This is a genomic window from Bacillus sp. PS237, assembly GCF_037963345.1.
GTDB lineage: Bacteria > Bacillota > Bacilli > Bacillales > Bacillaceae > Bacillus > Bacillus subtilis.
Genome location: NZ_CP150156.1, coordinates 176,169 through 203,132, shown reverse-complemented (window position 1 = coordinate 203,132; position 26,964 = coordinate 176,169). Strand labels below are relative to the sequence as shown.

Annotated in this window: 23 protein-coding genes and 5 tRNA genes; 14 read left to right on the top strand and 14 right to left on the bottom strand. The window is 44.0% G+C overall.

What is annotated here, in order from left to right:
- Window positions 1–75 precede the first annotated feature (75 nt).
- Window positions 76–987 (top strand): DNA-3-methyladenine glycosidase II, encoded by a 912-nt coding sequence (gene alkA / locus NST22_RS01150; protein ID WP_003234926.1) that lies wholly within the window; start codon window positions 76–78, stop codon window positions 985–987.
- Between the two features lie 280 nt (window positions 988–1,267).
- Here alkA and NST22_RS01145 read toward each other — a convergent pair whose 3' ends face one another.
- The 12 genes from NST22_RS01145 to NST22_RS01090 all read right to left on the bottom strand — a co-directional run bounded on the left by NST22_RS01145 (window position 1,268) and on the right by NST22_RS01090 (window position 9,329).
- On the bottom strand, window positions 1,268–1,408 hold the full coding sequence (locus NST22_RS01145; RefSeq protein ID WP_020861257.1) for a hypothetical protein: 141 nt from the start codon (window positions 1,406–1,408) through the stop codon (window positions 1,268–1,270).
- A gap of 46 nt (window positions 1,409–1,454) precedes the next feature.
- The gene (gene glmS / locus NST22_RS01140) at window positions 1,455–3,257 is read right to left on the bottom strand and encodes a glutamine--fructose-6-phosphate transaminase (isomerizing) (protein ID WP_003234943.1); all 1,803 of its coding nucleotides are present in this window, start codon (window positions 3,255–3,257) and stop codon (window positions 1,455–1,457) included.
- Between the two features lie 433 nt (window positions 3,258–3,690).
- Entirely contained in the window at window positions 3,691–5,037 is a 1,347-nt protein-coding gene (gene glmM, locus NST22_RS01135; protein ID WP_003234946.1) for a phosphoglucosamine mutase, read from the bottom strand.
- An 18-nt stretch (window positions 5,038–5,055) separates the two neighbouring features.
- The gene (cdaR, locus tag NST22_RS01130) at window positions 5,056–6,507 is read right to left on the bottom strand and encodes a CdaA regulatory protein CdaR (protein WP_003234947.1); all 1,452 of its coding nucleotides are present in this window, start codon (window positions 6,505–6,507) and stop codon (window positions 5,056–5,058) included.
- A complete protein-coding gene (cdaA, locus tag NST22_RS01125; protein WP_003223651.1) occupies window positions 6,500–7,321 on the bottom strand; it encodes a diadenylate cyclase CdaA in 822 nt (273 codons plus the stop codon). Before cdaA ends, cdaR begins: the two co-directional genes overlap by 8 nt.
- Before the next feature lie 160 nt (window positions 7,322–7,481).
- Entirely contained in the window at window positions 7,482–8,108 is a 627-nt protein-coding gene (rsiW, locus tag NST22_RS01120; RefSeq protein WP_003234951.1) for an anti-sigma-W factor RsiW, read from the bottom strand.
- Between the two features lie 13 nt (window positions 8,109–8,121).
- Complete coding sequence (sigW, locus tag NST22_RS01115) at window positions 8,122–8,685, bottom strand: RNA polymerase sigma factor SigW (protein WP_003234958.1); 564 nt, start codon at window positions 8,683–8,685, stop codon at window positions 8,122–8,124.
- A 230-nt stretch (window positions 8,686–8,915) separates the two neighbouring features.
- Window positions 8,916–8,987 (bottom strand) — tRNA-Gln (locus NST22_RS01110).
- Between the two features lie 4 nt (window positions 8,988–8,991).
- A tRNA-Tyr gene (locus NST22_RS01105) sits at window positions 8,992–9,076 on the bottom strand.
- A 22-nt stretch (window positions 9,077–9,098) separates the two neighbouring features.
- Window positions 9,099–9,171 (bottom strand) — tRNA-Thr (locus NST22_RS01100).
- Window positions 9,172–9,175: 4 nt separating this feature from the next.
- Window positions 9,176–9,251, bottom strand: a tRNA-Val gene (locus NST22_RS01095).
- Between the two features lie 3 nt (window positions 9,252–9,254).
- Window positions 9,255–9,329 (bottom strand) — tRNA-Glu (locus NST22_RS01090).
- A 179-nt stretch (window positions 9,330–9,508) separates the two neighbouring features.
- On the opposite strand from NST22_RS01090, the gene NST22_RS01085 reads away from it, so the two are divergent.
- From NST22_RS01085 to NST22_RS01025, 13 genes are all read left to right on the top strand, one after another.
- Window positions 9,509–9,964 (top strand): DUF523 domain-containing protein, encoded by a 456-nt coding sequence (locus NST22_RS01085; protein ID WP_003234960.1) that lies wholly within the window; start codon window positions 9,509–9,511, stop codon window positions 9,962–9,964.
- A 12-nt stretch (window positions 9,965–9,976) separates the two neighbouring features.
- Window positions 9,977–10,459: a GNAT family N-acetyltransferase gene (locus NST22_RS01080; protein WP_003234962.1), complete on the top strand. Its 483-nt coding sequence runs from the start codon at window positions 9,977–9,979 to the stop codon at window positions 10,457–10,459.
- Window positions 10,460–10,568: 109 nt separating this feature from the next.
- Window positions 10,569–11,483 carry an N-acetylmuramic acid 6-phosphate etherase gene (murQ, locus tag NST22_RS01075; protein ID WP_003246253.1) on the top strand — a complete coding sequence of 305 codons (915 nt, stop codon included), beginning with the start codon at window positions 10,569–10,571 and terminating at the stop codon, window positions 11,481–11,483.
- 16 nt (window positions 11,484–11,499) lie between these two features.
- Window positions 11,500–12,351, top strand: a complete 852-nt coding sequence (locus NST22_RS01070; protein ID WP_003234966.1) for a MurR/RpiR family transcriptional regulator — start codon at window positions 11,500–11,502, stop codon at window positions 12,349–12,351.
- A 25-nt stretch (window positions 12,352–12,376) separates the two neighbouring features.
- Window positions 12,377–13,744 (top strand): PTS transporter subunit EIIC, encoded by a 1,368-nt coding sequence (locus tag NST22_RS01065; RefSeq protein WP_003234968.1) that lies wholly within the window; start codon window positions 12,377–12,379, stop codon window positions 13,742–13,744.
- Window positions 13,745–13,800: 56 nt separating this feature from the next.
- Window positions 13,801–15,126 carry an N-acetylmuramoyl-L-alanine amidase gene (gene amiE / locus NST22_RS01060; RefSeq protein ID WP_003234970.1) on the top strand — a complete coding sequence of 442 codons (1,326 nt, stop codon included), beginning with the start codon at window positions 13,801–13,803 and terminating at the stop codon, window positions 15,124–15,126.
- A gap of 27 nt (window positions 15,127–15,153) precedes the next feature.
- On the top strand, window positions 15,154–17,082 hold the full coding sequence (gene nagZ, locus NST22_RS01055) for a beta-N-acetylhexosaminidase (RefSeq protein WP_003234975.1): 1,929 nt from the start codon (window positions 15,154–15,156) through the stop codon (window positions 17,080–17,082).
- 13 nt (window positions 17,083–17,095) lie between these two features.
- Window positions 17,096–18,340 carry an exo-beta-N-acetylmuramidase NamZ domain-containing protein gene (locus NST22_RS01050; protein ID WP_003234976.1) on the top strand — a complete coding sequence of 415 codons (1,245 nt, stop codon included), beginning with the start codon at window positions 17,096–17,098 and terminating at the stop codon, window positions 18,338–18,340.
- A gap of 190 nt (window positions 18,341–18,530) precedes the next feature.
- Window positions 18,531–20,120 carry a bacillibactin transport transcriptional regulator Btr gene (gene btr / locus NST22_RS01045; RefSeq protein WP_003234977.1) on the top strand — a complete coding sequence of 530 codons (1,590 nt, stop codon included), beginning with the start codon at window positions 18,531–18,533 and terminating at the stop codon, window positions 20,118–20,120.
- Between the two features lie 90 nt (window positions 20,121–20,210).
- The gene (gene feuA, locus NST22_RS01040; protein ID WP_003234978.1) at window positions 20,211–21,164 is read left to right on the top strand and encodes an iron ABC transporter substrate-binding protein FeuA; all 954 of its coding nucleotides are present in this window, start codon (window positions 20,211–20,213) and stop codon (window positions 21,162–21,164) included.
- Between the two features lie 18 nt (window positions 21,165–21,182).
- The gene (locus NST22_RS01035) at window positions 21,183–22,187 is read left to right on the top strand and encodes an iron ABC transporter permease (protein WP_003234979.1); all 1,005 of its coding nucleotides are present in this window, start codon (window positions 21,183–21,185) and stop codon (window positions 22,185–22,187) included.
- A complete protein-coding gene (feuC, locus tag NST22_RS01030; RefSeq protein ID WP_003234980.1) occupies window positions 22,180–23,190 on the top strand; it encodes an iron ABC transporter permease FeuC in 1,011 nt (336 codons plus the stop codon). Before NST22_RS01035 ends, feuC begins: the two co-directional genes overlap by 8 nt.
- Window positions 23,187–23,939, top strand: coding sequence for an alpha/beta hydrolase (locus NST22_RS01025; protein WP_003234982.1), 753 nt, complete (start codon window positions 23,187–23,189; stop codon window positions 23,937–23,939). The genes feuC and NST22_RS01025 overlap by 4 nt, the downstream gene beginning before the upstream one ends.
- 9 nt (window positions 23,940–23,948) lie before the next feature.
- Here the strand turns inward: NST22_RS01025 and NST22_RS01020 are convergent, their stop codons facing one another.
- A complete protein-coding gene (locus NST22_RS01020) occupies window positions 23,949–24,869 on the bottom strand; it encodes a bile acid:sodium symporter family protein (protein WP_010886390.1) in 921 nt (306 codons plus the stop codon).
- A gap of 145 nt (window positions 24,870–25,014) precedes the next feature.
- On the bottom strand, window positions 25,015–26,451 hold the full coding sequence (locus NST22_RS01015; protein ID WP_003234986.1) for a SulP family inorganic anion transporter: 1,437 nt from the start codon (window positions 26,449–26,451) through the stop codon (window positions 25,015–25,017).
- Between the last annotated feature and the right edge of the window lie 513 nt (window positions 26,452–26,964).

The following is a 26,964-nucleotide window of genomic DNA, read 5'->3' as shown; positions in this document are numbered from 1 at the left end:
AGATGATTATGTGATAAACTAATTTCAACCAGCGTGAGTTTTCTTATAATTATTTAAGATAAGGAGAATGAAAAAGTGACATGGCATGAAGTCAATGATGTTATTGTCATTACATTACCTGAAATTTTCGACATGAATGCGAACCTTGGCTACCTAACCAGGGAAAAAAATGAATGCATGTATGAAATAGAGAACAATATCATTACAAAAGTTATAGCCATTGGGGAAATTCGGTCCTTAGTGCAGGTAAGCGTAATCAATAATAAACAAATGATTGTTCAATTCCTAAACGATTCTAGACCTGTTGAGCAGTGGAAACGGGAAGAGATTGTAAAATATATTCATGAATGGTTTGATCTTGATAACGATTTAACTCCATTTTATGAAATGGCAAAAGCAGATCCATTACTTAAAATGCCTGCCCGAAAATTTTATGGGTTGCGAGTGATCGGCATTCCCGATTTATTTGAAGCTTTATGTTGGGGAGTTTTAGGGCAACAAATTAACTTAGCCTTCGCGTACTCCTTAAAGAAGCAATTTGTAGAAGCATTTGGCGATTCTATTGAATGGAATGGTAAAAAGTATTGGGTGTTCCCACCGTACGAGCGAATTGCACGGTTAACCCCTACCGACCTGGCAGATATTAAAATGACGGTGAAAAAAAGTGAATATATCATTGGAATAGCCAGATTAATGGCAAGTGGAGAATTATCGAGGGAAAAATTAATGAAAATGAACTTTAAAGATGCTGAAAAAAACTTAATTAAAATACGAGGAATCGGTCCTTGGACAGCCAATTATGTTCTAATGCGCTGCCTTAGGTTCCCGACAGCTTTTCCAATCGATGATGTGGGTCTTATTCATTCGATAAAAATATTACGTAATATGAACCGAAAGCCTACGAAAGATGAAATCTTAGAAATATCGGTTCCATGGAAAGAATGGCAATCATACGCTACCTTTTATTTATGGCGTGTCCTTTACTGAATCATTTCAACTTTAACCGGAATGTACTCAATAAAAAAAGAATGAACTTTAAAACCTAATCCCACAAGTACATTGTAAGTGCGACTTCTAGAATTCTTTGCCCTTTATTAATTGTCAATAAAAAAACACGTTATCATTCCAATAGGCTCTCCGGTTTTCGGATTTCTAGCATGCTAAATTCCAACTGCTATCAAAAGCGTATCTTAATGAGGAACTGCTCTCTTATATCTGTATTAACATTAGAAAACTCAGTTAGGCAAAAGCAGTTTCTCTCCAAGTTTTAATGCCTTTTAACCTGATTGACCGATCTAATGAGGAAACATCTTAAATCTATAGCCATGGTCGATCGATAGTCGGGTCCTGTACCATCAACTTCTTTAATCCATTTTTCCACTGTAGACGTTCTTTCGCTTTTGGACATAAAAACACCCCTTTAGATAATCTTATCCAAAGGGGTTAAACATTTATTACTCCACAGTAACACTCTTCGCAAGGTTACGAGGTTTATCCACATCACAGCCGCGATGCAGTGCAGCATAGTAAGCGATCAGCTGCAATGGAACAACAGATACCAACGGAGCAAGCGCTGGGTTTACTTCCGGCAATACGAATCTGTCATCCGCATCGTCTAGGCCTTTCAGTGAGATGATGCATGTGTTTGCTCCGCGAGCAGCAACTTCTTTGACGTTTCCGCGGATGCTTAGGTTTACATGCTCTTGAGTTGCCAGTGCGAATACTGGTGTTCCTTGTTCGATCAAGGCAATCGTTCCGTGCTTTAGCTCACCGCCGGCAAAACCTTCTGCCTGGATGTAAGAAATCTCTTTCAGCTTCAGTGCGCCTTCGACACATACGAAGTAGTCAAGGCCGCGTCCGATGAAGAAAGCATTTCTGGATACAGTCAGGTATTCACGAGCGATCATTTCCATTTCGTCTTTCTGGTCGCATAGAGCTTCCATTGCGTTTGCAGCGATACCGAGTTCTTTGACGAGGTCAAATCCGATATTGATGCCATTTTTGTCAGCAGCCACAGAAGCAAGAACCGCCAGAACTGCGATTTGTGCAGTGTATGCTTTCGTTGACGCAACAGCGATCTCAGGGCCTGCATGAAGCAGCAATGTATAGTCAGCTTCACGAGAAAGCGTTGATCCAGGTACGTTTGTGATTGTCAGGGCTTTGTGTCCGAGCGCTTTGACTTGAACGAGTACCGCGCGGCTGTCTGCTGTTTCTCCGCTTTGAGAAAGGAAAATGAAGAGCGGTTTCTTAGACAGAAGCGGCATGTTGTAGGAGAATTCACTCGCTACATGCACTTCAACCGGCACGTTTGCCCACATTTCAATATATTGTTTACCGACAAGTCCTGCATGGTAGCTTGTTCCGCAGCCAATGATATAGATGCGGTCCGCTTCCGCTACAGCGGCAGCGATATCGCCAGGCACAGACAGCTTGCCGTTTTCATCTTGATACGTTTGGATGATTTTGCGCATAACAACAGGCTGCTCATCCGTTTCTTTCAACATGTAGTGAGGGTACGTGCCTTTTTCGATATCACTGGCATCAAGCTCAGCAATATAAGACGCACGTGTAATCACGTCACCATCAAGGTTTTTGATGACAACTTGGTCATCAGTGACGATAACCATTTCTTTATCCATCAGCTCTACGTATTCGTTGGTTACTTGAAGCATCGCCATCGCATCAGATGCTACGACGTTGAATGTATCTCCAAGACCTACTAATAGAGGGCTTTTGTTTTTCGCTACAAAAATCGTTTCTCTGTTGTCGTTATCGAATAAAGCAATTGCATAAGAGCCTTTTAACAGTGTAAGTGTTTTGCGGAACGCTTCTTCTGTCTCAAGTCCTCCATTGACGAATTGCTCGATTACTTGAACGACTACTTCTGTATCGGTGTCACTTTTGAGCTCTACATCTTGCAAATACTCTTGCTTCAGCTGAACATAGTTCTCGATCACGCCGTTGTGAACAAGTGTAAAGCGGCCCAGTGCGCTTTGATGCGGGTGAGCGTTCAGATAGCTTGGTTCGCCGTGTGTCGCCCAGCGAGTATGCCCAATTCCGGCTTTCGCTTCTACATTGGCATCCACAACTTCACGAAGATCTGCAATGCGTCCTTTTTCTTTGAACACATGGATTCCCTGTTCGTTGGCAACAGCAATACCAGCAGAGTCATAACCGCGATACTCAAGCTTCTCTAACCCTTTTAATAAAATTTCCTTCGCATCAAGCTGACCGATATAACCTACGATTCCACACATATTTTTCTTCCTCCTAAGATTGTAAAAGGAGACGAAGAAAGTCAAATTTCAAGGGGACTTTCAATCGTCCCCTCCTACATGTTTTTTGGAAGATCATGTGATTTCTCTTTGTTCAAGGAGTCACCCCCTTGGTTTGAAGAAATCCTTACGGCTGTGATCTGCACACTCAGCCGGGAGGCATCCGCCGAAAATTCGATAACCTCCATCCTCGTCAACTAAGCCTTTTTCCGGGCGCTTAGTTCGGGCGCTATAATTATAGGTAAAGCAATAATCCCGTCTTCTTTTCCTATTGAGAAAATAAGAACAAGACAAGCTTGATTTTACAACATGTGGCATAAACGGTCAATTGTTTTTTAAGCAACTTTGCCGTATGTCTCACAATTATCTTATGTAAACCTCGCTTGTCTTGTTCACTCTCTGATAATAGACTTCGTTACTCTAATCCCATTTCTGACCGGACGACTTCAACAATGCGATTGACATACTCATCGCACAGCTCTTTCGTCTTCGCTTCAGCCATGACACGGACGAGCGGTTCAGTTCCTGAAGGGCGCACCAAAATCCGGCCGTCGCCGTTCATTTCTTTTTCAACTTCAGAAATAACTGCTTTTACTTTTTCATTTTCTTCAACTTTATATTTATCAGTCACTCTCACATTGACTAACAGCTGCGGGAACTTCTGCATTTCAGCTGCAAGCTCTGACAGCGGCTTGCCTGTTGCTTTTAAAGTGTTCATCAGCATAATAGCAGACAATAATCCGTCCCCTGTCGTGTTGTAATCAAGGAAAATAAGATGTCCTGACTGCTCTCCGCCGACGTTGTAGCCGTCTTTTTTCATTGCTTCTACTACGTAGCGGTCGCCGACAGCTGTCTGCACGCTTTTGATGCCTTCTTTTTCGAGCGCCTTATAGAAGCCGAGGTTGCTCATCACGGTTGAAACCACTGTATCATCCTTTAAACGGCCCTCTGATTTCAGATGTTTTGAGCATATGTACATGATTTGGTCGCCGTCTACAATATTTCCTTTTTCATCGACAGCAATCAGGCGGTCGCCGTCACCGTCGAACGCAAGACCGAGATCCGCGTTTTTCTCTTTGACAAACGCGCTGAGCGCTTCGGGATGAGTCGAACCGACGCCGTCATTAATGTTTAATCCGTTCGGGGAAGTCCCCATTGTAGAAACATCTGCATCTAAATCAGCAAACAGGTGTGTCGCCAAGGATGACGTTGCGCCATTGGCACAGTCCAATGCCACATGAATGCCTGTGAAATCTTCATCAGCTGTCTGTTTTAAGAATTGCAGATATTTTTGTCCGCCTTCAAAATAATCGTTTACAAGTCCAAGGTCTGCTCCGACAGGTCTTGGCAGCTTATCCTCAGGTTCGTCCATCAGGCGCTCAATTTCAGCCTCCTGTTCATCAGAAAGCTTAAATCCATCTCCCCCAAAGAATTTGATGCCGTTATCCTGCACTGGGTTATGAGAAGCGGAAATCATGACGCCCGCCTCTGCATCCATCGCTTTTGTCAAATAAGATACACCTGGTGTAGAAATGACACCCAGGCGCATGACTTCTGCGCCAATGGATAAAAGTCCGGCGACAAGGGCTCCCTCCAGCATATGGCCGGAGATGCGTGTATCGCGGCCTATCAGCACTTTTGGACGTTGTTTGTCTTTTGTCAGCACATAACCGCCGAAACGTCCGACTTTAAAGGCCAGCTCAGGTGTAAGCTCACTATTGGCGACACCTCTTACACCGTCTGTTCCAAAATACTTGCCCATTTTATAATCGCTCCTTTTTTATTCCGATGAGGATTGTGAATTCGCAGTGGATTCATCCTCATCCTGATCTTGGTTTTGATCTTTATTTCCGTCTTGGTTTTGATCGTTGTTGTTTTTATCAGTGTTCTTTGTATCTTCTTGCTGATTGTTCTTTTGATCATTTGTTTGTTTATCTGTGTCCTGGTTCCCTGATGTATTGCTGCTGTTATCATTCGTTGATGTATTGCTTTTCTTAGACGTCAGCTTGATTTTGGCGTTTTTCCGCCCCAAGGACCAAGTTACATTCTGTGGCCCGTTCACTTCAAGCTTCACGCTATGCTCCCCGTCCTCTAAATCTGAAACATTCACATACAATTCAATATCTGATTTTTTCAGTTTATTTATATTCGTGGGAGAGCCTTTAGCCGTTACATCTATCGCTTGTGATTCAGGATCAAGAAATTCAATGTTTTGTGAGCTGCTCAGCCCTACAGTCTTGATAGGGACATTCTCGAACTTCTGATCCGCTTCACTATCGACTTCTATATGCAAAGTCACCTTTGACGGTGAGATTTTTTTGACACCGTCAGGAAGCGGAATATCTGCCTCGATATCGGAATCCTTGTTAATTTTACTTAAATCTAGGCTGACGCCGTCAATAAATTCAAGAGAATCCAACACATCCTGTGAGCCGTAAACCGTTACCTCACTGGGGCTGGATTCAATATTCGCTATGCTGACACCGTCAGGAAGGCTTCCTGTCCGTTCAATTTTAAAGGGCACTTTTTTACTCGGGCTTGTCACCGGAACGGTAATCTTGATGACCGAGGGCTCCACGTCGACAGGAAGCGCGTTTCCGTCTTTATCATAGACAGTCACTTTCGCTTCCTTTTCAATCGTTTCATCTGCGTTTTCCAAATTCACTGAAGCTTTTACAAGAGAAATATTATCGATCACATTTTTCGATCCGGTAATCTGCACATTTTTCGGACTGACAATCGGCTGCTCCGGAGAATAGCCTTTTTTCATCTTGCTTTTGTTGTAGTACTCCACTTCTACGGGAAAACTTTTGGTCGTCCGTTCCTGAATGGTCACTGTCGTAACAGACGGATTAATTGAGATTGTCAGCCCATCCGACACGTTTTTGGCCTTAAGCTCAACCTTATGTGTGCCGGTTTTCAAATGTTCCATATCGGCATATATTTCAAAGTTTTTGGTCTGCCGAGCCTTTTTCACGGCGCTTGTCGAGCCTTTTATCGTGACATTAACCGTTTGCGGAACACCCGTCACGACGTAATTTTCATCATCATAATACGCTTTAACCGGAATATCAGTCAGAGTTGCTTCATCAGTTGTTGATGTCGGAAAGAAAGATTCACCCGGTTTTTTTGGAGTCGGTGCTTGGTTGCTGTTAACCGCCACATAAAGCAAGAGCGCGAAAAGCAGAGCAATAATTTTCACAGCCCAGCGGTTGTTTAAGAATTTATCCATTTTTCTTGCCCCTCCAATACCAGCGGTTAGAAGAAGTGTCTCTGGTGTTTTTCTTAAACTCGGCTTCAAGCATTTCTTTCAGCGCTTCTTCTGTAAGCTCTCTGTGAAGGTCGCCGTTCTTTGCCACACTGACGCCGCCGGTCTCTTCAGACACAATAATCGTCAAACTGTCTGTTACTTCACTGATACCGACAGCTGCTCTGTGCCGCGTGCCCAGTTCTTTTGAAATAAACGGGCTCTCAGAAAGCGGCAGATAACAGGCGGCCGCGGCAATTTCATTATTTTTCATAATTACCGCACCGTCATGAAGCGGGGTGTTTGGAATAAAAATATTGATCAGCAGCTCAGAGCTGACTTTGGCATTTAGTGGTATGCCGGTCTCAATATAATCGCCCATTCCAGTATCCCGCTCAATGGTCAGCAGGGCGCCTATACGGCGTTTCGCCATATAATTGATTGCTTTTGTAATGGCCTCAATCGTTTTCTGCTGCGCTTCTTCAACAGGCGTGCCGCTCCTCGAAAAAAAGCGGCCGCGGCCTAGCTGTTCAAGCGCTCTTCTCAGCTCAGGCTGAAAAATAATAATAATTGCTAAAAATCCCCATGTTATCGCTTGGTCCATCAGCCATTGAAGTGTGCTGAGGCCCAAATATTGGCTGGCCATACGAACAAGCACGATGACTACAATTCCTTTTAACAGCTGAACCGCTTTCGTGCCGCGTATCACCATAATCAATTTATATATCACATACCAAACAAGGAGAATATCAACGGCATTGCCGAGGTACTGCAAAAAAGGGATATCCTCAAAAGCCATTTCCTCGTCCTCCAAGATTTCAGTCATTTCGTATTTTGTGTTTTACGTGTTACGCATATGTACTTTACATAGCGAGCCCATTATACCACATTTCGATTTAGCAAGTGAAATGTGCCAGCCCTCTCAGCCCGCAAAAAAAGAGCAAAGCGGCTAACGCGCTTTACTCTTCTCCGTTCGGATTGAATGCATCGAGTACACTTTTCCCCGCAGACTTCATCTTGTACCATGTCCAGTCGAATAACTGATTGATTTCTTCAATCTGACCGGTGACTTGTCCAGCAGAGGCCATATACTTTTCGCCGTTTACGACGGTTACATCCCCGTCTATTTTGCCTTTAATAATCAGCTTGCCGTTTTTGACAGTGACATCACCTTTGACCGTCTCACCTTCTGGCACGGTCACAGTATGGTTATGAACCACAAGATTCGGCTGCTTGGACACGCTGAAATTGTGGTCATTATGCCAGCTGTTAAAAAAACCCCCGCCCATCAAAATGATGAATACCGCAGCAGCTGCGATAACGGGATGGGTTCTGAACCATCTTTTTACAGAAGCTCTTTTCTTCTCCTTAGGCAATTTTGCCATGACATTAGCGGTAAAATCCGCGGGGGCTTCGACATGCGATGTGCTCCGTACGAGCGCTATGGATTTCTCCATCTCGTAAAAATGCTTTCTGCATTTCTCGCATGTCTCCAGATGTTCATTTAATACGTGTTCATCTTTTGGAAGGATATCTCCATCAAGATGCATATGCATAAGCTGCACAATTTGTTCAGGACAGCTCATTTCATCACCCCACTTAAAGATCCCTTAATTGTTTTCTAAGAGCCTCTCTGCCTCTGTGAATCCGCGTTTTCACAGTCCCCACAGGAATGTTTAGAATCTCCCCGATTTCAATTAATGAGAGTTCGTCAATATACTTTAATACGATGACTGTTCTGTATTTGTCAGGAAGCTTTAAAATTTTCTGCTGTATCGTGTTTGAGAGCTCCAGCGATACAACTGCATCTTCAGGCAAAACACCATCTGCGACGATTTGAGAATACATGGTCAAGCCTTCCGTACCAGCCACCTCTGCGTCGAGGTAATAATCCGGCTTCTTTTTGCGAATGCGGTCAATGGTCAAATTGGTCGCGATTCGATAAAGCCAAGTTGAAAATTTCCGGTTAATATCAAAACTGTCGATATTAACGTACGCTCTGATGAAAGCTTCCTGTGCAATATCCTCCGCCTCATGCACATTGCCAAGCATACGGTAGCAAAGCTGATAAATTTTATCTTTGTAAATATCTACGATGTCCGCAAATGCATCCTGGTCGCCTTTTTTGACTTGTTTAATTCTTTTTTTAATCATCATTTCCATATTTATCTAACCTCTGCCTTCACCGGTCTGTATGTATACGAGCTTCGTTTCAAAAGGTTTCAATTTTTTTATAAAATAAGTTTATCAAATTTTTGGCAGGGTGTAGATGGTAATTCGTGAATAAACTACCTTAACATATTTTTAAAATTATTATACAGACTGAACAGTTAGAAGTTGGAATGATTTTTCCGAAAAGAAAAAAGACACCTTTTGATCAAAGGTGTCTGTGACTGGGCTAGCTGGATTCGAACCAACGCATGACGGAGTCAAAGTCCGTTGCCTTACCGCTTGGCTATAGCCCAATAATGGTGGAGGGGGGCAGATTCGAACTGCCGAACCCTGAGGGAGCGGATTTACAGTCCGCCGCGTTTAGCCACTTCGCTACCCCTCCACATAAAATTTTGAAAAAACAGTGCCGGCAAGAGGACTTGAACCCCCAACCTACTGATTACAAGTCAGTTGCTCTACCAATTGAGCTACACCGGCAAGATGGTGGAGGATGACGGGCTCGAACCGCCGACCCTCTGCTTGTAAGGCAGATGCTCTCCCAGCTGAGCTAATCCTCCAAATGGTGACCCGTACGGGATTCGAACCCGTGTTACCGCCGTGAAAGGGCGGTGTCTTAACCGCTTGACCAACGGGCCGTTGTGTTCTCGTCGAGCTGACAAAAGTTATTATATACAGGTCACCCCCTGTTTGTAAAGAGGAAAATTAAATTTTTTATTTTCAAACTTTTTAACTCCTTTTTTAACTGAAAAAGCCTCCCAACTAAAGCCATTTATTTTATGATAGAGACAAGCAAAGCAAGAGAGGAGAAACCAATATGATTCTAGTCAGTTCTTGCCTTGGAGGCATTGAATGCAGATATAACGGCTCTCACGCAGCGTCGGAGAAAATCAGAAAACTAGTCGATGAAAAGAAAGCAGTCATGGCTTGCCCTGAACTTCTCGGCGGCTTCTCTACCCCACGCGAACCCGCAGAAATCATAGGAGGCACTGGCGAGGATGTCCTCAATGGAACAGCGAAAATCGTGACAGCTTCAGGAGAAGACGTCACAGAACTATATATGGAAGGCGCCGCGAAAACATTGGCTTACGCAAAAGAAATCAACGCTTCTGCCGTCATATTAAAAGAAAACAGTCCATCTTGCGGAAGCGGTTTTATCTATAACGGCACATTCTCTGGCAAAAAAATCACCGGCAGCGGAGTAACCGCCGCACTGTTAAAACAAGCGGGCTACCGCGTCATTTCGGAAAACGAGCTTAACGACATATTGTAAGGAGGCCACCCCATGACTCAAGACATTTCTTTATCCTTCTATAAGCCTGAACACTTGCCCGAGCTCCAATCATTCACGCTCACCAACGATGACAAACGCTTTACCTCCCTCCCGAAAGAGGTGCTGTCTCAGGCTCTGGGCATACAGGACCGATACCCGGTTGTCATCTTAAAAGACGACCTTCCAGTCGGTTTTTTCATTTTACATGCATCAAAAGAAACGCTTGCTTCCTATTCTAACAATCCATTTGCTTTACTGCTCAGCTCCCTGTCTTTAACCGCTGTGCATCACGGAAAAGGCTATGCGAAAAAAGCCATGCTTTTGCTTCCCGCTTTTGTGAGCGGATATTTTCCATGGTGCGACGAAATCATCTTGGCCGTCAATCATCTGAACATACGCGCAAAACACCTTTATATGAAAAGCGGGTTCCTTGATAAAGGACGGCGAAGAATCGGGCCGCTTGGAGAACAGTTGATCCTTCATCATTTCTTATAGTCTTAAGTGAAATAAAATTTCAAAAATTTAAAAACATAGTTGAAATATCATAACAGAAATGAATATACTGAATATTGAGATATATCATTTTAAAACAGGGGGCATCCTCATGTCAGAACCATTAAACCTTCACCGTCTTACAACGGAATCACGCAATAGTCAAACAGTTGAAATCCACAAAGCAAACACTCTCGGCATCCTTAAAATGATCAACAACGAAGATATGAAAGTCGCTGCAGCCGTTCAGGAGGTTCTCCCCGACATCAAAACAGCTGTAGACTGCGCATATGAATCGTTTCAAAATGGAGGCCGGCTCATATATACAGGCGCCGGCACAAGCGGCAGACTCGGCGTCATGGATGCTGTTGAATGTCCTCCCACCTACAGCGTAAGCCCAGATCAGGTCATCGGAATCATGGCTGGAGGCCCCGAAGCCTTTTTACAGGCAGCAGAGGGCATTGAAGACAGTGAAGAAGCAGGAGCTGAAGATTTAAGAAACATACAGCTCACTTCAAATGACACCGTCATTGCCATCGCAGCAAGCGGCCGCACACCCTACGCCGCAGGCGCCCTAAGATACGCCCGTAAAGTCGGAGCACACACCATCGCCCTTACTTGCAATGAAAATTCCGCCATCAGCAAGGATGCGGATCACAGCATTGAGGTTGTCGTCGGACCTGAGGCCATTACAGGATCAACACGTATGAAAGCCGCAACCGCTCATAAAATGATTCTAAACATGATATCTACCGCTGTAATGGTCAAAATCGGCAAGGTTTACGAAAACTTGATGGTAGACGTCAACGTCAGCAACAAAAAACTAAAAGAACGCGCCATCAGCATCATCCAAAGCCTTACAAACGCTTCATACGACACAGCCAGATACACTCTGGAACAAGCCGATCATCACGTCAAAACAGCAATCGTCATGCTCAAAACAAGCACAGATCAGAAACAAGCACAGACATTACTCGATGAAGCAAACGGTTTCATTGACAAAGCAATCGAACATTACCATCCATGATAAGGAGAGAACTAGAATGGCCACAGGCGGTTTAGCGATCATCCAATCAATGAAGCATAAGCTCCCTCCATCCGAGCGCAAACTTGCAGATTATATCCTAGCCCATCCCCACAAAGCAATCGAAAGCACGGTCAACGAAATCAGCGCCTTAGCCAATTCAAGTGACGCTGCCGTCATCAGGCTCTGCAAATCACTCGGTTTAAAAGGATTTCAAGATTTAAAAATGAGAGTAGCAGGCGATCTGGCAAAGCCTACGTTTCAGGGCTACCGGGATATTGTTCCCCACGAGCCGCTGCCCTCCATTTCCGAAAAAACGGCCGGCAATGCCATTCAAGCCATTCAGGATACTTCAGACCTGATGGACTACAAAGAGCTTGAACGAGCGGTTTCTCTGCTTCTCAAAGCTCATACCGTGCATTTTATCGGCCTCGGGGCTTCCGGCATTGTCGCCAAGGACGCCCAGCAAAAGTGGCTTCGCATTCATAAACAAGCAACCGCGTTTACAGACACTCATCTTGTGGCATCTTTAATCGCAAATGCAGATAAAGACGACATCGTATTCGCCATTTCGTTTTCAGGAGAGACACAGGAAATCGTTGAACTGTTCGCCATGGCTAAGGAAAAAGGCATCACAACGATCAGCCTCACACAATTCAGTCAGACATCCGTCTCCGCACTGGCTGATGTCCCTTTGTATACAGCCCATTCCAATGAAGCCTTGATTCGAAGTGCAGCCACTTCTTCCCGCCTCGCCCAGCTTTTTATAATTGATGTTTTGTTTTTAGGCATGGCGGCTGAGCAGTATGAAACGACAACCGGTTATATAGATAAAACGAGAGCAGCCATACAATCTATGAGAATAAAATAAGGCATCTTGAAGGGGAGGGGTTTTAATGAGCAAAGAAAATAACTACCATCATCTCGCACAGAAAATCCTTGAGCTATGCGGAGGAAAATCCAATATTTCTTCATATACGCATTGCATGACACGCCTGCGCATTACGCCTTACGATGAAAGCAAAGCGGATGCTCAGGCTTTAAGAAAGCTTGACGGCGTATTGGGGGTCGTTGAAGCTGAAACCTTACAAATTATCCTCGGCACAGGAGTTGTCAATCATGTTACAGCTGCTTTCTCAAAGCTCGTGTCAGCAGAAGAAGGTGCCGATGTCAAAGAAGCAGCGGCCAAAAAGAAAGCCGATATCAATCGGAAAAATGCCACTCCTTTTAAACTTTTCTTACGTAAAATTGCCAGCATTTTTATCCCTCTTATTCCCGCTCTAGTCGCTTCCGGTTTAATTACTGGGATTACCAAAGCAATTATTCAAGCAGGCTGGCTCTCTGCAGACTCACAAATTGCGATTATCCTGACAGTCATCGGATCAGGGCTGTTCACTTATCTCGGCATTCTCGTCGGTATTAACGCTTCGAAAGAATTTGGCGGGACACCCGCACTTGGGGCTTTGGCCGGGATCTTGATTATCAATCCGGAGATCGCAAAAATCAGTTTATTTGGAGAAGAGCTTCTCCCGGGCAGGGGAGGTCTGATCGGCGTCCTTTTCGCAGCCATATTCATTGCTTACACCGAACAATTTATTCGCCGTTTTATTCCTCAATCACTTGATATCATTGTCACACCCACCGTTTCACTGTTAATCACCGGAATCGTAACGTATGTCGTATTTATGCCTTTAGGCGGATTCATTTCTGATGCTATTACATCCGGCCTACTGTCCATCCTGGACATCGGCGGCATCGCTGCGGGCTTTATTCTGGGCGCAACCTTCCTTCCTCTCGTCGTAACCGGACTGCATCAAGGCTTGACGCCTGTGCACATGGAACTGATCAATTCAATTGGCAATGATCCTCTGCTCCCTATTTTGGCTATGGGAGGTGCAGGACAGGTAGGCGCGGCCTTTGCCGTTTTCGTGAAGACGAAAAAAACAACACTGAGGAAAGCAATCGCCGGCGGGCTTCCATCGGGACTGCTCGGCATTGGTGAACCGCTTATTTTCGGAGTCACGCTGCCGCTTGGCCGTCCGTTTTTAACAGCATGTTTAGGAGCTGGAATCGGCGGCGCCTTTCAAGCTTATTTTCAAGTAGCCACCATTGCGATTGGTGTCTCCGGACTGCCGCTATCTTTTCTAGTCCTGCCTTCGCAAATCATCCTGTATATCGTTGGGCTCTTTATTTCCTACGCGGCCGGTTTTTTATTGACCTATGCATTCGGATATAAAGATGAAATGGCTTCTCAGTTCGATTAAATTGTTTCTGTTTTAGGGATAGTAAACGGGATAGAAGCACAGAAAGGGGCTAGCCTGTGAAAACAAAGACACTGTTCATATTCAGTGCCATTTTAACCCTATCGATATTTGCGCCAAATGAAACCTTCGCACAAACAGCAGGCAACTTGATTGAGCCGAAAATCATAAATGCAGAAACTGCACAATTCTCGACGAAGAAGCTAAGGAAGGTAGATCAGATGATAGAACGGGATATTGCAGCAGGATTTCCAGGCGCCGTTCTTGTGGTGGTGAAGGATGGACGCATCATAAAAAAAGCAGCATACGGCTACAGTAAAAAGTACGAAGGATCAGAACTGCTGCGCCGTCCGGCCAAAATGAAAACCCGCACGATGTTTGACTTAGCCTCAAATACAAAAATGTACGCAACAAATTTTGCATTGCAGCGCTTAGTCAGCCAAGGAAAACTTGACGTCTATGAAAAAGTTTCTGCATATTTGCCGGGTTTCAAGGATCAGCCGGGTGACCTCATAAAAGGAAAAGACAAGATACGTGTCATTGATGTCCTCCAGCACCAATCAGGGCTCCCATCAAGCTTTTACTTTTACACGCCGGAAAAAGCCGGCAAGTACTATTCCCAAGAACGGGACAAAACGATTGAATATTTGACGAAAATTCCGCTCGATTATCAAACCGGGACAAAACACGTATACAGTGACATTGGATATATGCTACTCGGATGTATTGTCGAAAAACTCACCGGCAAACCGCTTGATGTCTACACGGAGCAAGAGCTCTACAAACCGCTCAGGCTGAAGCATACCTTGTACAATCCGCTGCAAAAGGGCTTTAAACCGAAACAGTTCGCAGCTACTGAACGCATGGGCAATACACGTGACGGCGTTATTCAATTCCCTAACATCCGCACAAACACGCTGCAAGGAGAGGTGCATGACGAAAAAGCGTTTTACTCAATGGACGGCGTGTCTGGGCATGCCGGATTGTTCTCAAATGCAGATGATATGGCCATACTGCTGCAAGTCATGTTAAACAAAGGTTCATACCGAAACATTTCTTTATTTGATCAGAAAACAGCCGACCTGTTTACAGCACCTTCAGCAACAGATCCGACATTCGCTCTTGGCTGGAGGCGGAACGGAAGTAAAAGCATGGAATGGATGTTTGGCCCTCATGCCAGCGAAAATGCTTACGGGCATACCGGCTGGACGGGGACAGTTACAATTATTGATCCAGCATACAATTTAGGCATCGCATTGTTAACAAATAAAAAGCATACACCAGTTATTGATCCGGAAGAAAATCCGAACGTCTTTGAAGGTGACCAATTTCCAACAGGCAGTTATGGAAGTGTCATAACCGCGATTTATGAAGCGATGGAGTGAATGATTAGACGATAGGAGGAAGTTTCTATGAGACCTGTCTTTCCGCTTATCCTTTCAGCCGTTCTCTTTCTTTCATGCTTTTTCGGGGCCAGACAGACAGAAGCCTCTGCATCCAAACGTGCAATCGATGCCAATCAGATTGTCAATCGTATGTCGTTAGATGAAAAACTCGGCCAGATGCTGATGCCTGATTTTAGAAATTGGCAAAAGGAAGGCGAGTCCTCTCCGCAAGCCCTTACAAAAATGAATGATGAAGTCGCCAGCCTCGTCAAGAAATATCAATTCGGAGGCATCATCCTTTTTGCAGAAAATGTAAAAACAACAAAACAAACTGTCCAACTGACAGACGATTACCAAAAGGCAAGTCCAAAAATCCCGCTCATGCTGAGTATTGATCAGGAAGGCGGCATTGTAACGAGGTTAGGGGAGGGCACTAATTTCCCAGGGAATATGGCGCTGGGCGCAGCCAGAAGCAGAATCAATGCGTATCAGACCGGCAGCATCATCGGAAAAGAGCTCTCTGCCTTAGGCATCAATACAGATTTCAGCCCTGTCGTGGACATTAACAATAATCCTGATAATCCTGTAATCGGCGTACGGTCATTCAGCTCCAATCGAGAACTGACATCACGCCTCGGTTTATATACGATGAAAGGGTTGCAGCGGCAGGATATCGCGTCTGCCCTCAAACATTTCCCGGGACATGGAGACACGGACGTTGACAGCCATTATGGACTGCCGCTCGTTTCCCATGGCCAAGAACGGCTTCGTGAGGTCGAGCTTTATCCTTTTCAAAAAGCAATTGATGCTGGTGCTGATATGGTGATGACAGCCCATGTTCAGTTTCCCGCCTTTGATGACACCACTTACAAAAGCAAACTCGATGGATCGGACATTCTGGTTCCAGCTACACTTTCAAAAAAAGTGATGACAGGTCTTCTTCGTCAGGAAATGGGCTTTAATGGGGTCATCGTTACCGATGCGCTCAATATGAAGGCAATCGCAGATCATTTCGGACAGGAAGAGGCTGTGGTCATGGCCGTAAAAGCTGGTGTCGATATTGCATTAATGCCAGCCTCAGTCACTTCATTGAAAGAAGAACAGAAATTCGCACGTGTTATTCAAGCTTTGAAAGAAGCCGTGAAAAACGGGGATATTCCTGAACAACAAATCAACAATTCAGTTGAAAGAATCATTTCCCTGAAAATAAAACGCGGCATGTATCCAGCGCGAAACAGCGACAGTACAAAAGAAAAAATAGCCAAAGCCAAAAAAATCGTAGGAAGCAAGCAGCACCTGAAAGCAGAGAAAAAATTAGCTGAAAAAGCAGTAACTGTATTAAAAAATGAACAGCACACTTTGCCGTTCAAGCCTAAAAAAGGCAGCCGAATCTTAATTGTGGCACCTTACGAAGAACAAACTGCTTCAATCGAACAAACCATTCACGATCTCATCAAGCGAAAGAAAATCAAACCCGTATCCCTCAGCAAAATGAACTTTGCCAGCCAAGTATTTAAGACCGAGCATGAAAAACAAGTAAAAGAGGCTGATTATATCATTACCGGCTCCTATGTCGTCAAAAATGACCCTGTCGTCAACGACGGTGTCATCGACGACACAATATCAGATTCAAGCAAATGGGCCACCGTGTTTCCGAGAGCTGTCATGAAAGCCGCACTGCAGCACAACAAACCATTTGTCTTAATGAGCCTGCGCAACCCCTATGACGCAGCCAATTTCGAAGAAGCAAAAGCACTGATTGCAGTCTATGGCTTTAAAGGATACGCAAATGGCCGTTATCTTCAACCTAATATTCCGGCCGGAGTGATGGCGATATTCGGCCAGGCAAAACCTAAAGGCACACTTCCAGTTGACATTCCGTCAGTCACGAAACCAGGGAACACCCTTTACCCACTTGGCTACGGATTAAATATCAAAACGGGAAGACCGCTTTAATAAGGAGGGACACATGAGAAAAACAATATTCGCTTTTCTGACAGGGCTCATGATGTTCGGAACGATAACCGCTGCCTCTGCTTCACCCGATTCAAAGAATCAAACAGCTAAAAAACCTAAAGTCCAGACTGGGATAGACACGCTCTTGCCAGACTATAAAAAACAGCTCAAGGGAAAACGCATCGGACTGATCACCAATCCAGCCGGAGTAAACACATCTCTAAAAAGCAGTGTCGATATCCTTTACGAGAACCCGGATATCAAACTGACAGCTTTATTCGGCCCTGAACACGGCGTCCGCGGTGACGCCCAGGCTGGAGACGAAGTAGGCTCTTACATTGACGAAAAAACCGGGGTTCCCGTATACAGCCTCTACGGAAAAACGAAAAAACCGACTCCAGAAATGCTTAAAAATGTCGATATTCTAATGTTTGACATTCAGGATGTCGGGACCCGTTTCTACACGTACATTTATACAATGGCATACGCAATGGAAGCCGCTAAAGAAAACGGCATTCCATTTATGGTGCTGGACCGTCCGAATCCTCAAGGCGGGAATCATATTGAAGGACCAATCTTAGAACCTGAATACGCCTCATTTGTCGGATTGTATCCCATTCCATTGAAGCATGGGATGACGATAGGCGAATTGGCTTCACTGTTCAACAAAGAATTTAGTATTGATGCCGATCTTACAGTGGTAAAAATGAAACACTGGAAACGAAAAATGGATTTTGACGATACCCGATTGCCTTTCGTCCTCCCTTCGCCTAACATGCCGACGGTGGAAAGCACATTTGTTTATCCTGCAACCGGGCTGATTGAAGGAACAAATATATCCGAAGGGCGAGGGACAACAAAGCCATTCGAATTGATCGGAGCTCCCTTTATCAAAAGCACAGAACTTGAAGAAACATTAAACAGCCTCCATTTGCCGGGCGTTACATTTAGGGCAGCATCCTTCACACCGACGTTTTCTAAACATCAAGGAACGCTTTGCCACGGTGTGCAGCTCTATGTGACAGACAGAGATAAGTTTGAAGCCGTTAAAACGGGTCTTTCAGTCATTAAAACCATACACGATCTCTATCCTGAGGATTTTGAGTTCCTGTCAACAGGTTCATTCGATAAACTGGCAGGCAACGGCTGGATCAGGACAAAAATTGAAAATGGAACTTCGGTTGAGAACATCATAAACAGCTATGAAAAAACACTCCAACAATTCAGCAAAACAAGAAAAAAGTATCTCATTTATTAGAACATAAGCATCGTATGTTACACGTGTAACATATTCTTATTGAACGAAAGACCCTTACTTTTACACATAAGTAAGGGTTTTTTTCATGCTAAAAACCCACCCGCTTTATATAGGAAAACTTTCATTTATTTGGTACAATTTTTATTGAAAATGATTATCAATTGAAAGCTTCTGAAAAGGTGGTCTACTCGTGCAAAATGCAGTGATTTATCAACCAGTACAAATTGAATATCTAAAAAAGACAAGTGATCTCTTCTCAGAACAGCAATTAGCCGATTCATTCGTGCTGATTTTTCATTTAAAAGGAAACGGCTATATTTCGATCGGAACAAACACCAATCCTCTGCAAAAAAAGACACTTTATGTTTGTCCGCCTAACGAGACCTTTGGCTTTACGCCAGCAGCCGATGGACATATAGATGCCTGTATAATCAGGCTTCTAAGCTATATCAAGGAAACCGGGCAAGATATTTTCACACCGTGCACAGAATCGGAATTAGCCAAACTGAAGCTTATGAATGTTTCACATATCGAAAATCTTGCAGTCCGGCTTCAAGAGCTTGCCGCACTATGGAATGAATCGTCTCAGCTTTCTCAGCTAAAATGTGTGATTGAAGTACAAAGCCTGATTTATGATCTTTTTACTGCCAGTTTATCTGATCAAACGGATACACATTCAGCAATCGAAAAAACAAAACACTATATCGAAACCCATGCCGATACAAAAATCACGCTTGCCCAGCTGTCGCAAATGGCAGGAATCAGTGCCAAACACTACAGTGAAAGCTTTAAAAAATGGACAGGACAGAGCGTAACAGAATTTATTACGAAAACACGAATCACAAAGGCAAAACGGCTCATGGCAAAATCAAACTGCAAATTGAAAGAAATCGCACACCAAACCGGTTATCAAGATGAATTTTATTTCAGCAGAATCTTTAAAAAATATACAGGCTGTTCACCTACAAGCTATATGAAAAAACGCCGAAAGAAAATCGCCGCATACGGAAGGGGCACAATGGGCCATCTCATCCCTCTTCACCACATACCTTTTGCGGCCGCTCTGCATCCGAAATGGACGTCTTACTACTATCAGCATTATTCGACAGATATACCCGTCCAGCTCAGTGCATACCGGTTTAATGAAAAGTGGGAAGAAAACCTGTACACGTTATCACAGGCAGAACCAGATGTGATTGTCAGCATGGATTCTATTTCTCCAGAAGAACAAGATCGCCTGAATCGCATCGCAGAAGTCATGTACCTTCCTTCAGAAGAAAGCTGGAGAACCCACTTTCTGCAAACTGCCTCATTTTTAAAGGAGGAGTCCGAAGCAGAAAAGTGGCTAGCGGATTATGACCAGCAGACAACGGCCGCCAAAAAAACACTTCAGCACGTTCAAGGGCTGCGTTTTCTCTTTTTGAGGCTGCATAAGCAAAACTTCTATCTGGCTCATAACCGAAGTGTCCGCGAAGTTTTCTTTGGGGATTTAGGATTCAGCTCGGCAACAACGGCTGACACACCTTCAGAACAAGCGATTTCGTTAGAAAATATCGCAAATTACCAAGCTGACTGTATGATGCTTTTTCTTTTTAAAGAGCCGGAGACCATAGCTTACTACCAGCAATTACAGCAGACAGAAGCATGGCAAAACCTAAGCGCGGTACGAGATAACCGTGTTTATCTTCTATCCCTTGACCCGTGGAATGAATACTCAGCTTGCGGGCACGAACGCATCGTTCAGCAAACTGTTTCTTTACTATCCGGAGATTGTCCATGATAAATCAGGAATTTGTCCATGGTGTTATATCTGTTCATTCTCTATAATTCCAATTGATAATAGTTATCAATTGAACAGGAGGCTCTATAGATGAAAAAGATATCTCTTACCTTATTAATCTTACTTCTCGCGCTGACGGCGGCAGCTTGCGGCAGCAAAAATGAATCAACTGCCAGCAAGGCAAGCGGCACAGCATCTGAGAAGAAGAAAATTGAATACCTTGATAAAACATATGAAGTAACTGTACCGACAGACAAAATTGCCATTACGGGAAGCGTTGAATCAATGGAAGACGCGAAATTGCTTGACGTTCATCCGCAAGGCGCAATTTCATTCTCCGGCAAATTCCCTGATATGTTCAAAGACATCACTGATAAAGCCGAACCAACCGGAGAAAAAATGGAGCCAAATATTGAAAAGATTCTTGAAATGAAGCCAGATGTTATCCTTGCTTCAACAAAGTTTCCGGAAAAAACGCTGCAAAAAATCAGCACAGCAGGCACGACGATCCCAGTTTCTCATATCTCTTCAAACTGGAAGGAAAACATGATGCTTCTTGCCCAGCTGACTGGAAAAGAGAAAAAAGCAAAGAAAATTATTGCAGACTATGAACAGGATCTAAAAGAAATAAAAACAAAAATCAACGATAAAGCGAAAGATTCAAAAGCGCTTGTCATCAGAATCAGACAAGGCAACATTTACATTTACCCTGAACAGGTGTATTTCAACTCCACACTATACGGTGATTTAGGCCTTAAGGCGCCGAACGAAGTAAAGGCTGCAAAAGCGCAAGAGCTGAGTTCATTAGAAAAATTAAGTGAAATGAACCCGGACCATATTTTCGTCCAATTTTCTGATGATGAAAATGCAGACAAACCTGATGCCTTAAAAGATTTAGAGAAAAATCCAATCTGGAAAAGCCTTAAAGCAGTCAAAGAAGACCATGTGTATGTCAACTCAGTGGACCCTCTCGCACAAGGCGGCACAGCTTGGAGCAAAGTCCGTTTCCTGAAAGCGGCTGCTGAAAAATTGACACAAAACTAATTCAGAGTAGGTTTTTGTATGTATTCAAAACAGTGGACACGTATCATATTGATTACTTCTCCATTTGCTATAGCGCTGTCACTTTTGCTTTCAATCCTTTATGGGGCAAAGCATCTCAGCACAGATATTGTTTTTACATCTCTTATTCATTTCGATCCGGGAAACACAGACCATCAAATTATATGGCATTCCCGGATTCCAAGGGCTGCCGGCGCTCTGCTCATAGGGGCAGCCCTTGCTGTTTCTGGAGCGCTTATGCAGGGCATTACGCGCAATTATTTAGCTTCGCCATCCATTATGGGTGTTTCAGATGGTTCAGCGTTTATCATTACGCTTTGCATGGTTCTGCTCCCGCAATCATCTTCGATTGAAATGATGATATACTCTTTTATCGGCTCAGCGTTAGGAGCGGTGTTAGTATTCGGCCTTGCCGCCATGATGCCAAACGGATTTACCCCCGTGCAGCTCGCCATCATCGGCACAGTCACAAGCATGCTGCTCAGCAGCTTATCAGCGGCCATGTCGATTTATTTTCAAATTTCTCAGGATCTCAGTTTCTGGTACAGTGCCAGACTTCATCAAATGAGTCCAGATTTCCTGAAGCTTGCCGCTCCGTTTTTCCTGATTGGCATTATAATGGCCATTTCTCTCAGCAAAAAGGTAACCGCTGTATCATTAGGGGACGACATTTCTAAAAGCCTGGGGCAAAAGAAAAAAACCATTAAAATCATGGCGATGCTTTCCGTCATCATTCTAACCGGCAGTGCCGTAGCGCTGGCCGGAAAAATTGCGTTTGTCGGGTTGGTTGTTCCGCATATCACGAGATTTCTCGTCGGCTCTGATTACAGCAGGCTGATTCCGTGTTCCTGTATTTTGGGCGGAATCTTTTTAACCCTGTGTGATCTCGCAAGCAGATTTATCAACTATCCGTTTGAAACACCGATTGAGGTCGTAACATCCATTATCGGCGTACCTTTCTTCCTTTATTTAATTAAACGAAAAGGAGGGGAGCAAAATGGCTAAAAAATATGCATTGTTCATCGCTTTGATTCTTGTTGTCAGCTATTTCAGCTTAACGAGCGGATCATTTTCTGTTCGTCCTGCTGAGCTGCTCTCCACTCTTTTTCAAATCGACCCGAATCCGCAGTATGAAATTTTGCTGTTCGATTTAAGACTGCCGCGGGTTGTCATGGCTGCTATTATTGGACTCGGTCTTGGCATTGCAGGCGCTGTTATCCAGGCCATCACGAGAAACGGGCTTGCTGACCCTGGAATTCTCGGAATCAACGCAGGGGCAGGAGCTGGCATTGTAGCGTTTATGCTCTTATTCCAAGGCCAGAAGGAAGTGACATCCATAGCTGCAGCGATGGGAATGCCGCTCTTTGGATTGATAGGCGGGCTCATCGCGGCGATCCTGATTTACATATTTGCATGGCACAGAGGCAATTTAGATTCAGGAAGAATTATTTTGGTAGGGATTGCGATCAATTCAGGATTCAGCGCCCTGTCTTTGTTTTTATCTTTAAAAATGGACCCGCAAGACTATCAAATGGCCATGGTGTGGAAAAACGGAAGCATCTGGTCTGCCAACTGGACGTATATTACAGCTGTACTCCCATGGATGCTGCTGTTTATACCGATTCTTATCGGCAAATCCCGCCTGCTCGACACCATTCGTTTTGATGAAGACACAGTCAGAAGCCTCGGTATTTCATCAAATAAAGAAAAAACCATCCTTCTCGTTGCCTGTGTAGCAATCATCAGCGCCTGTGTCTCCGTAGCGGGAAGTATGGCGTTTGTCGGCTTAATTGCTCCCCATATCTCACGGAGACTGGCTGGCGTCGAACATCGCTATATCCTGCCACTGAGCGGTTTAATCGGGATGCTTCTTGTGATAAGCGCAGACTTTGCCGGAAAACTGTTTTTTCAGCCCGCAGAAGTGCCCGCAGGCATCATTTTGGCGATCCTCGGAGTTCCTTATTTCTTATATCTGCTTTTCAAGCAAAAAAAGGGGGAGAATGCTTGAAAGGATCTCTTTCAGAACACAAAGCCGGCAACAGGAGGTTCACGCTGTACCTCCCTCCTTCCTACAGCACAGACAGCGGGGGATTTCCTGCTGTTTACGTGCAGGATGGCAGTTCTTTGTTCCAAAACCAAATCGAATTACTAGAAAGCGCCTTTCAACAGCAAAGGCTCCCTGAACTCGTGCTGATCGGTATCGAACCCGAAAACCGGCTTGATGAATACACCCCATGGCCGGCTGCATCACTCAGTGATCGGTTCACGGACTTCGGCGGAATGGGATATCACTATCTGTCTGATATAACGAACCAGTTCATTCCGCTAATCGAAGAAAACTGGAACGTCACCAGGGAACCGCAGTCAAGAGGAATGATCGGTGCCTCATTAGGCGGCCTCATCTCAATGTTCGCCATATTAAAATATCCGTCAATGTTCGGGAAAATAGGCTCTATATCAGGTTCATACTGGTACGAGAACGCAGCGGAAACCATTCATATATCTTCTTTAAAGCCCGGCACTGCACGTGTTTTCATGTCTATCGGGAGTGAAGAAGGCCGTGAAAAACAATCCATTCAGCGACATATGCTGAAAAAAACAAAGCAAGTTCATCAAAGTCTAAAAGAAAAAGGCTTCACTGAAGACCAGTTGTGTCTTTCAATTGAAAAAGGAGCGGTGCACCACCACAAGTATTTCTGCAAACAGTTCATCAACGCGCTCGAATGGCTATACGGAAAAAACCGCTCAACCCTATGAGCGGTTTTTTTATGCCTTCTGCAACATTGGTTTTAATTCAAAACGATTCAGCATATAGCCAAACAAAGCAGCCAATATCTGCTGAAACAGCATGCCGATCACAACAGGAACGGCAACCTGAGACGGGAAGAACGTAACGGCAAGAACTGCGCCGGCACTAATATTCCTCATGCCTCCCGTAAATATAAGAGAGACTATTTCCTCTTGCCGCCTTTTCATCATTTTTCCGATCAGCCAAGCAGCGGCATAACCTGTTAACGCGATAAAGAATACCGTTACAGCTATTCCTGCAAATCTCAAATCAATGGATTTGAAATAAGGAGCAATCGCTGAACTGTTAATCGCAATCACTGCCATCAAGCAAAGCTTTGAAAAAGGCGACAGCGCACTGCTCACAAACGCAGTTCTTTCTGGAGATGACATCTGATTAAACAGCATGCCCAAAAAAGAAGGAATCACGACCATTACAATCAGACCTTTCATCATTCCCCACACATCCATGTGAACCTGAGCGCCGGCCAGCAATGAAAGACTCAGCGGTACGATTAGCGGTGACAGCACAGTATCAACTAAAATAATCGAAAGTGTCAAACCGACATTCCCTTTGTACATCGCTGCCCAAATCAAGCTTGTAATCCCCGTAGGAATCACAACAGCCAATGTTAAACCGGTAATCGTCAAAGGATCACCTTTAAATATAAGATGGCCGCTGCCCCAAGCAAAAAGCGGCATGAAAATATGAAGAACGAATAGTGCAAGAATCATAGGGAGAGGATGAGACAATGCATGTCTCAAAGATTGAAAGTTCGCGCTCAAACTGCCTGCAAACGTAATAAAAGCAAAGATCCAAGGCACAGCCCATTCATACCCATTTAAAAACTGAGACAGCAGCACGCCCAGCACCACACTAGTCGGCGTTAACAGCGGCATCACTCTCCCCAATACACGGTTCAGCTTCTGAAGCATCATATGCAAGTCCCCTATTTAAAATTTCTCTTCTCTCTATTATATCAATGCTGCTTAAGTGTATGTTATATAAAAAAGCCCAGATCTCATTCATCTGGGCTTCTCTATTTTATGCCATCTGTTTCATTAGAGATTTACTCGCTTTATTCAAACCTTTTAACTCAGCTTCAATGCCTTGTTCCTTAAACTTCGCAACAATCTTATCAAGTGCGGCCGCACCAGAATCGTCCCATACGTGAGCTTCAGTTAAGTCAATCACAACCCGCTCAATATCCTCTTGATATATAAACGCATTCGTAAGATCAGTCACTGACGCAAAAAAGATTTGCCCCTTCACTTGATACGTTCTAAGCTTTTGATCCTCTGCATGAGAAACGATTTTCAGCTTCGAGATTTTTGCTACAAAGAACACGGCACTTAAAAGAACACCGACAAATACACCCTTAGATAAGTCATCCGTCACAACAACCGTAACCACAGTCACAACCATGACAATCGAGTCCGTGAGCGGCGCTTTTTTGAGACCTTTTAAAGAAGACCAATCAAAAGTGCCGACAGACACCATAACCATTACAGCTACTAACGCCGCCATTGGGATTTTCACCACGACATGACTTAACACCGCAATTAAAAACATCAGAAAAGCACCGGCAACAAATGCTGACAAACGTCCGCGACCGCCCGCTTTTGTATTAATGACAGATTGTCCGATCATAGCGCAGCCTGCCATTCCGCCAAAGAATCCAGTCACGATATTCGCAATTCCCTGTCCGCGGCTCTCTTTATTTTTATCACTATCCGTATCCGTCATTTCATCAATAATCTGTGCTGTCAGCAAAGATTCAAGCAACCCGACAAACGCTAAAGCAATTGAATAAGGAAAAATAATTTGCAGTGTTTCAAAGGTAAACGGAACATCAGGGATTAAGAAATGAGGCAATGAACTAGAAATATTGCCCATATCACCAACCGTCCGCACATCCACATGGAAAGTGACCGCAATAATTGTCATCACAATAATCGCCACAAGCGGAGACGGAACAGCAGTCGTAAACCTTGGCAGCACATAAATAATAACCAACGACCCGGCAAGCATCGCATACATGCTCCAAGAAGCACCTTCAAACTGGGGAAGCTGCGCAGAGAAGATAAGGATCGCCAGCGCATTCACAAACCCGATCATCACAGAACGCGGGATGAATTTCATTAATCTTGCAATTTTACTGATACCTAAAATCACCTGAATAATGCCTGTCAAAATCGTAGCCGCAAATAAATACTGAAGCCCATGATCAGCAACCAGCGACACCATAACGACTGCCATTGAGCCTGTCGCAGCTGAAATCATGCCAGGTCTGCCACCAAAAATAGAAATAATAATGGCTATGCAAAATGACGCATAAAGACCGACCATCGGATCCACACCGGCTATAATAGAAAAGCCAATCGCTTCAGGTATTAACGCTAACGCAACTAAAATGCCAGCAAGAATGTCTTTTCGGATATTCCCGAACCATTGCTGTTTTAATGTAAAACTATTATTCAAATATAACGACTCCTTTTTAGTAAAAAATAAATCCGCACCATATCTATTGTATTGGGAGCTTTTTTTATTTTACGGGAGAAAATGAAAAGAAAAACGACCGGAGAAAACGGGGAAACGTTGAGTATATTGTATTGAGGCAAGGAGTTGTCATACAAAGAGTATCATAATAAATTTTTATCAATTACGCAAGATGATTGCTGAAGAAAAAAATGGCTCAAATATAGTCTGAGACATTTTATCATATCCGGATGAAACCAAGAATCGTTTTAATGACAGTAATATCTTTTCTCTCATTTGGCAACCCGAGCTGGTTTCCGAAAAAATAACCTATCATCATTATCTCAGGCTGATAAATATGAGCGGCCTCATTTAACTCTGTATTTTGGCAATCAATAAAACAGCTTTTGCAGGGATTATTCTTAGTTTTTTCTTAGGACTTATTTATGGCCGGCATGTTCGCCATTATTTTATTGTCACCAATCAATTTTATCATGGAAAAACAGAACAAACGAC

Excerpts from the sequence above, each read along its gene's own strand:
- rsiW (WP_003234951.1), bottom strand. The coding sequence starts at position 8,108 with ATGAGCTGTCCTGAACAAATTGTGCAGCTTATGCATATGCATCTTGAT.
- NST22_RS01020 (WP_010886390.1), bottom strand. The coding sequence starts at position 24,869 with ATGCCGCTGTTAACGCCGACTAGTGTGGTGCTGGGCGTGCTGCTGTCT.
- NST22_RS01080 (WP_003234962.1), top strand. The coding sequence starts at position 9,977 with ATGACTCAAGACATTTCTTTATCCTTCTATAAGCCTGAACACTTGCCC.
- feuC (WP_003234980.1), top strand. The coding sequence starts at position 22,180 with ATGGCTAAAAAATATGCATTGTTCATCGCTTTGATTCTTGTTGTCAGC.
- cdaA (WP_003223651.1), bottom strand. The coding sequence starts at position 7,321 with ATGGCTTTTGAGGATATCCCTTTTTTGCAGTACCTCGGCAATGCCGTT.
- glmS (WP_003234943.1), bottom strand. The coding sequence starts at position 3,257 with ATGTGTGGAATCGTAGGTTATATCGGTCAGCTTGATGCGAAGGAAATT.
- feuA (WP_003234978.1), top strand. The coding sequence starts at position 20,211 with ATGAAAAAGATATCTCTTACCTTATTAATCTTACTTCTCGCGCTGACG.
- NST22_RS01050 (WP_003234976.1), top strand. The coding sequence starts at position 17,096 with ATGAGAAAAACAATATTCGCTTTTCTGACAGGGCTCATGATGTTCGGA.
- NST22_RS01065 (WP_003234968.1), top strand. The coding sequence starts at position 12,377 with ATGAGCAAAGAAAATAACTACCATCATCTCGCACAGAAAATCCTTGAG.
- sigW (WP_003234958.1), bottom strand. The coding sequence starts at position 8,685 with ATGGAAATGATGATTAAAAAAAGAATTAAACAAGTCAAAAAAGGCGAC.
- murQ (WP_003246253.1), top strand. The coding sequence starts at position 10,569 with ATGTCAGAACCATTAAACCTTCACCGTCTTACAACGGAATCACGCAAT.
- NST22_RS01085 (WP_003234960.1), top strand. The coding sequence starts at position 9,509 with ATGATTCTAGTCAGTTCTTGCCTTGGAGGCATTGAATGCAGATATAAC.
- glmM (WP_003234946.1), bottom strand. The coding sequence starts at position 5,037 with ATGGGCAAGTATTTTGGAACAGACGGTGTAAGAGGTGTCGCCAATAGT.
- NST22_RS01145 (WP_020861257.1), bottom strand. The coding sequence starts at position 1,408 with ATGTCCAAAAGCGAAAGAACGTCTACAGTGGAAAAATGGATTAAAGAA.
- NST22_RS01070 (WP_003234966.1), top strand. The coding sequence starts at position 11,500 with ATGGCCACAGGCGGTTTAGCGATCATCCAATCAATGAAGCATAAGCTC.
- NST22_RS01035 (WP_003234979.1), top strand. The coding sequence starts at position 21,183 with ATGTATTCAAAACAGTGGACACGTATCATATTGATTACTTCTCCATTT.
- cdaR (WP_003234947.1), bottom strand. The coding sequence starts at position 6,507 with ATGGATAAATTCTTAAACAACCGCTGGGCTGTGAAAATTATTGCTCTG.
- nagZ (WP_003234975.1), top strand. The coding sequence starts at position 15,154 with ATGAGACCTGTCTTTCCGCTTATCCTTTCAGCCGTTCTCTTTCTTTCA.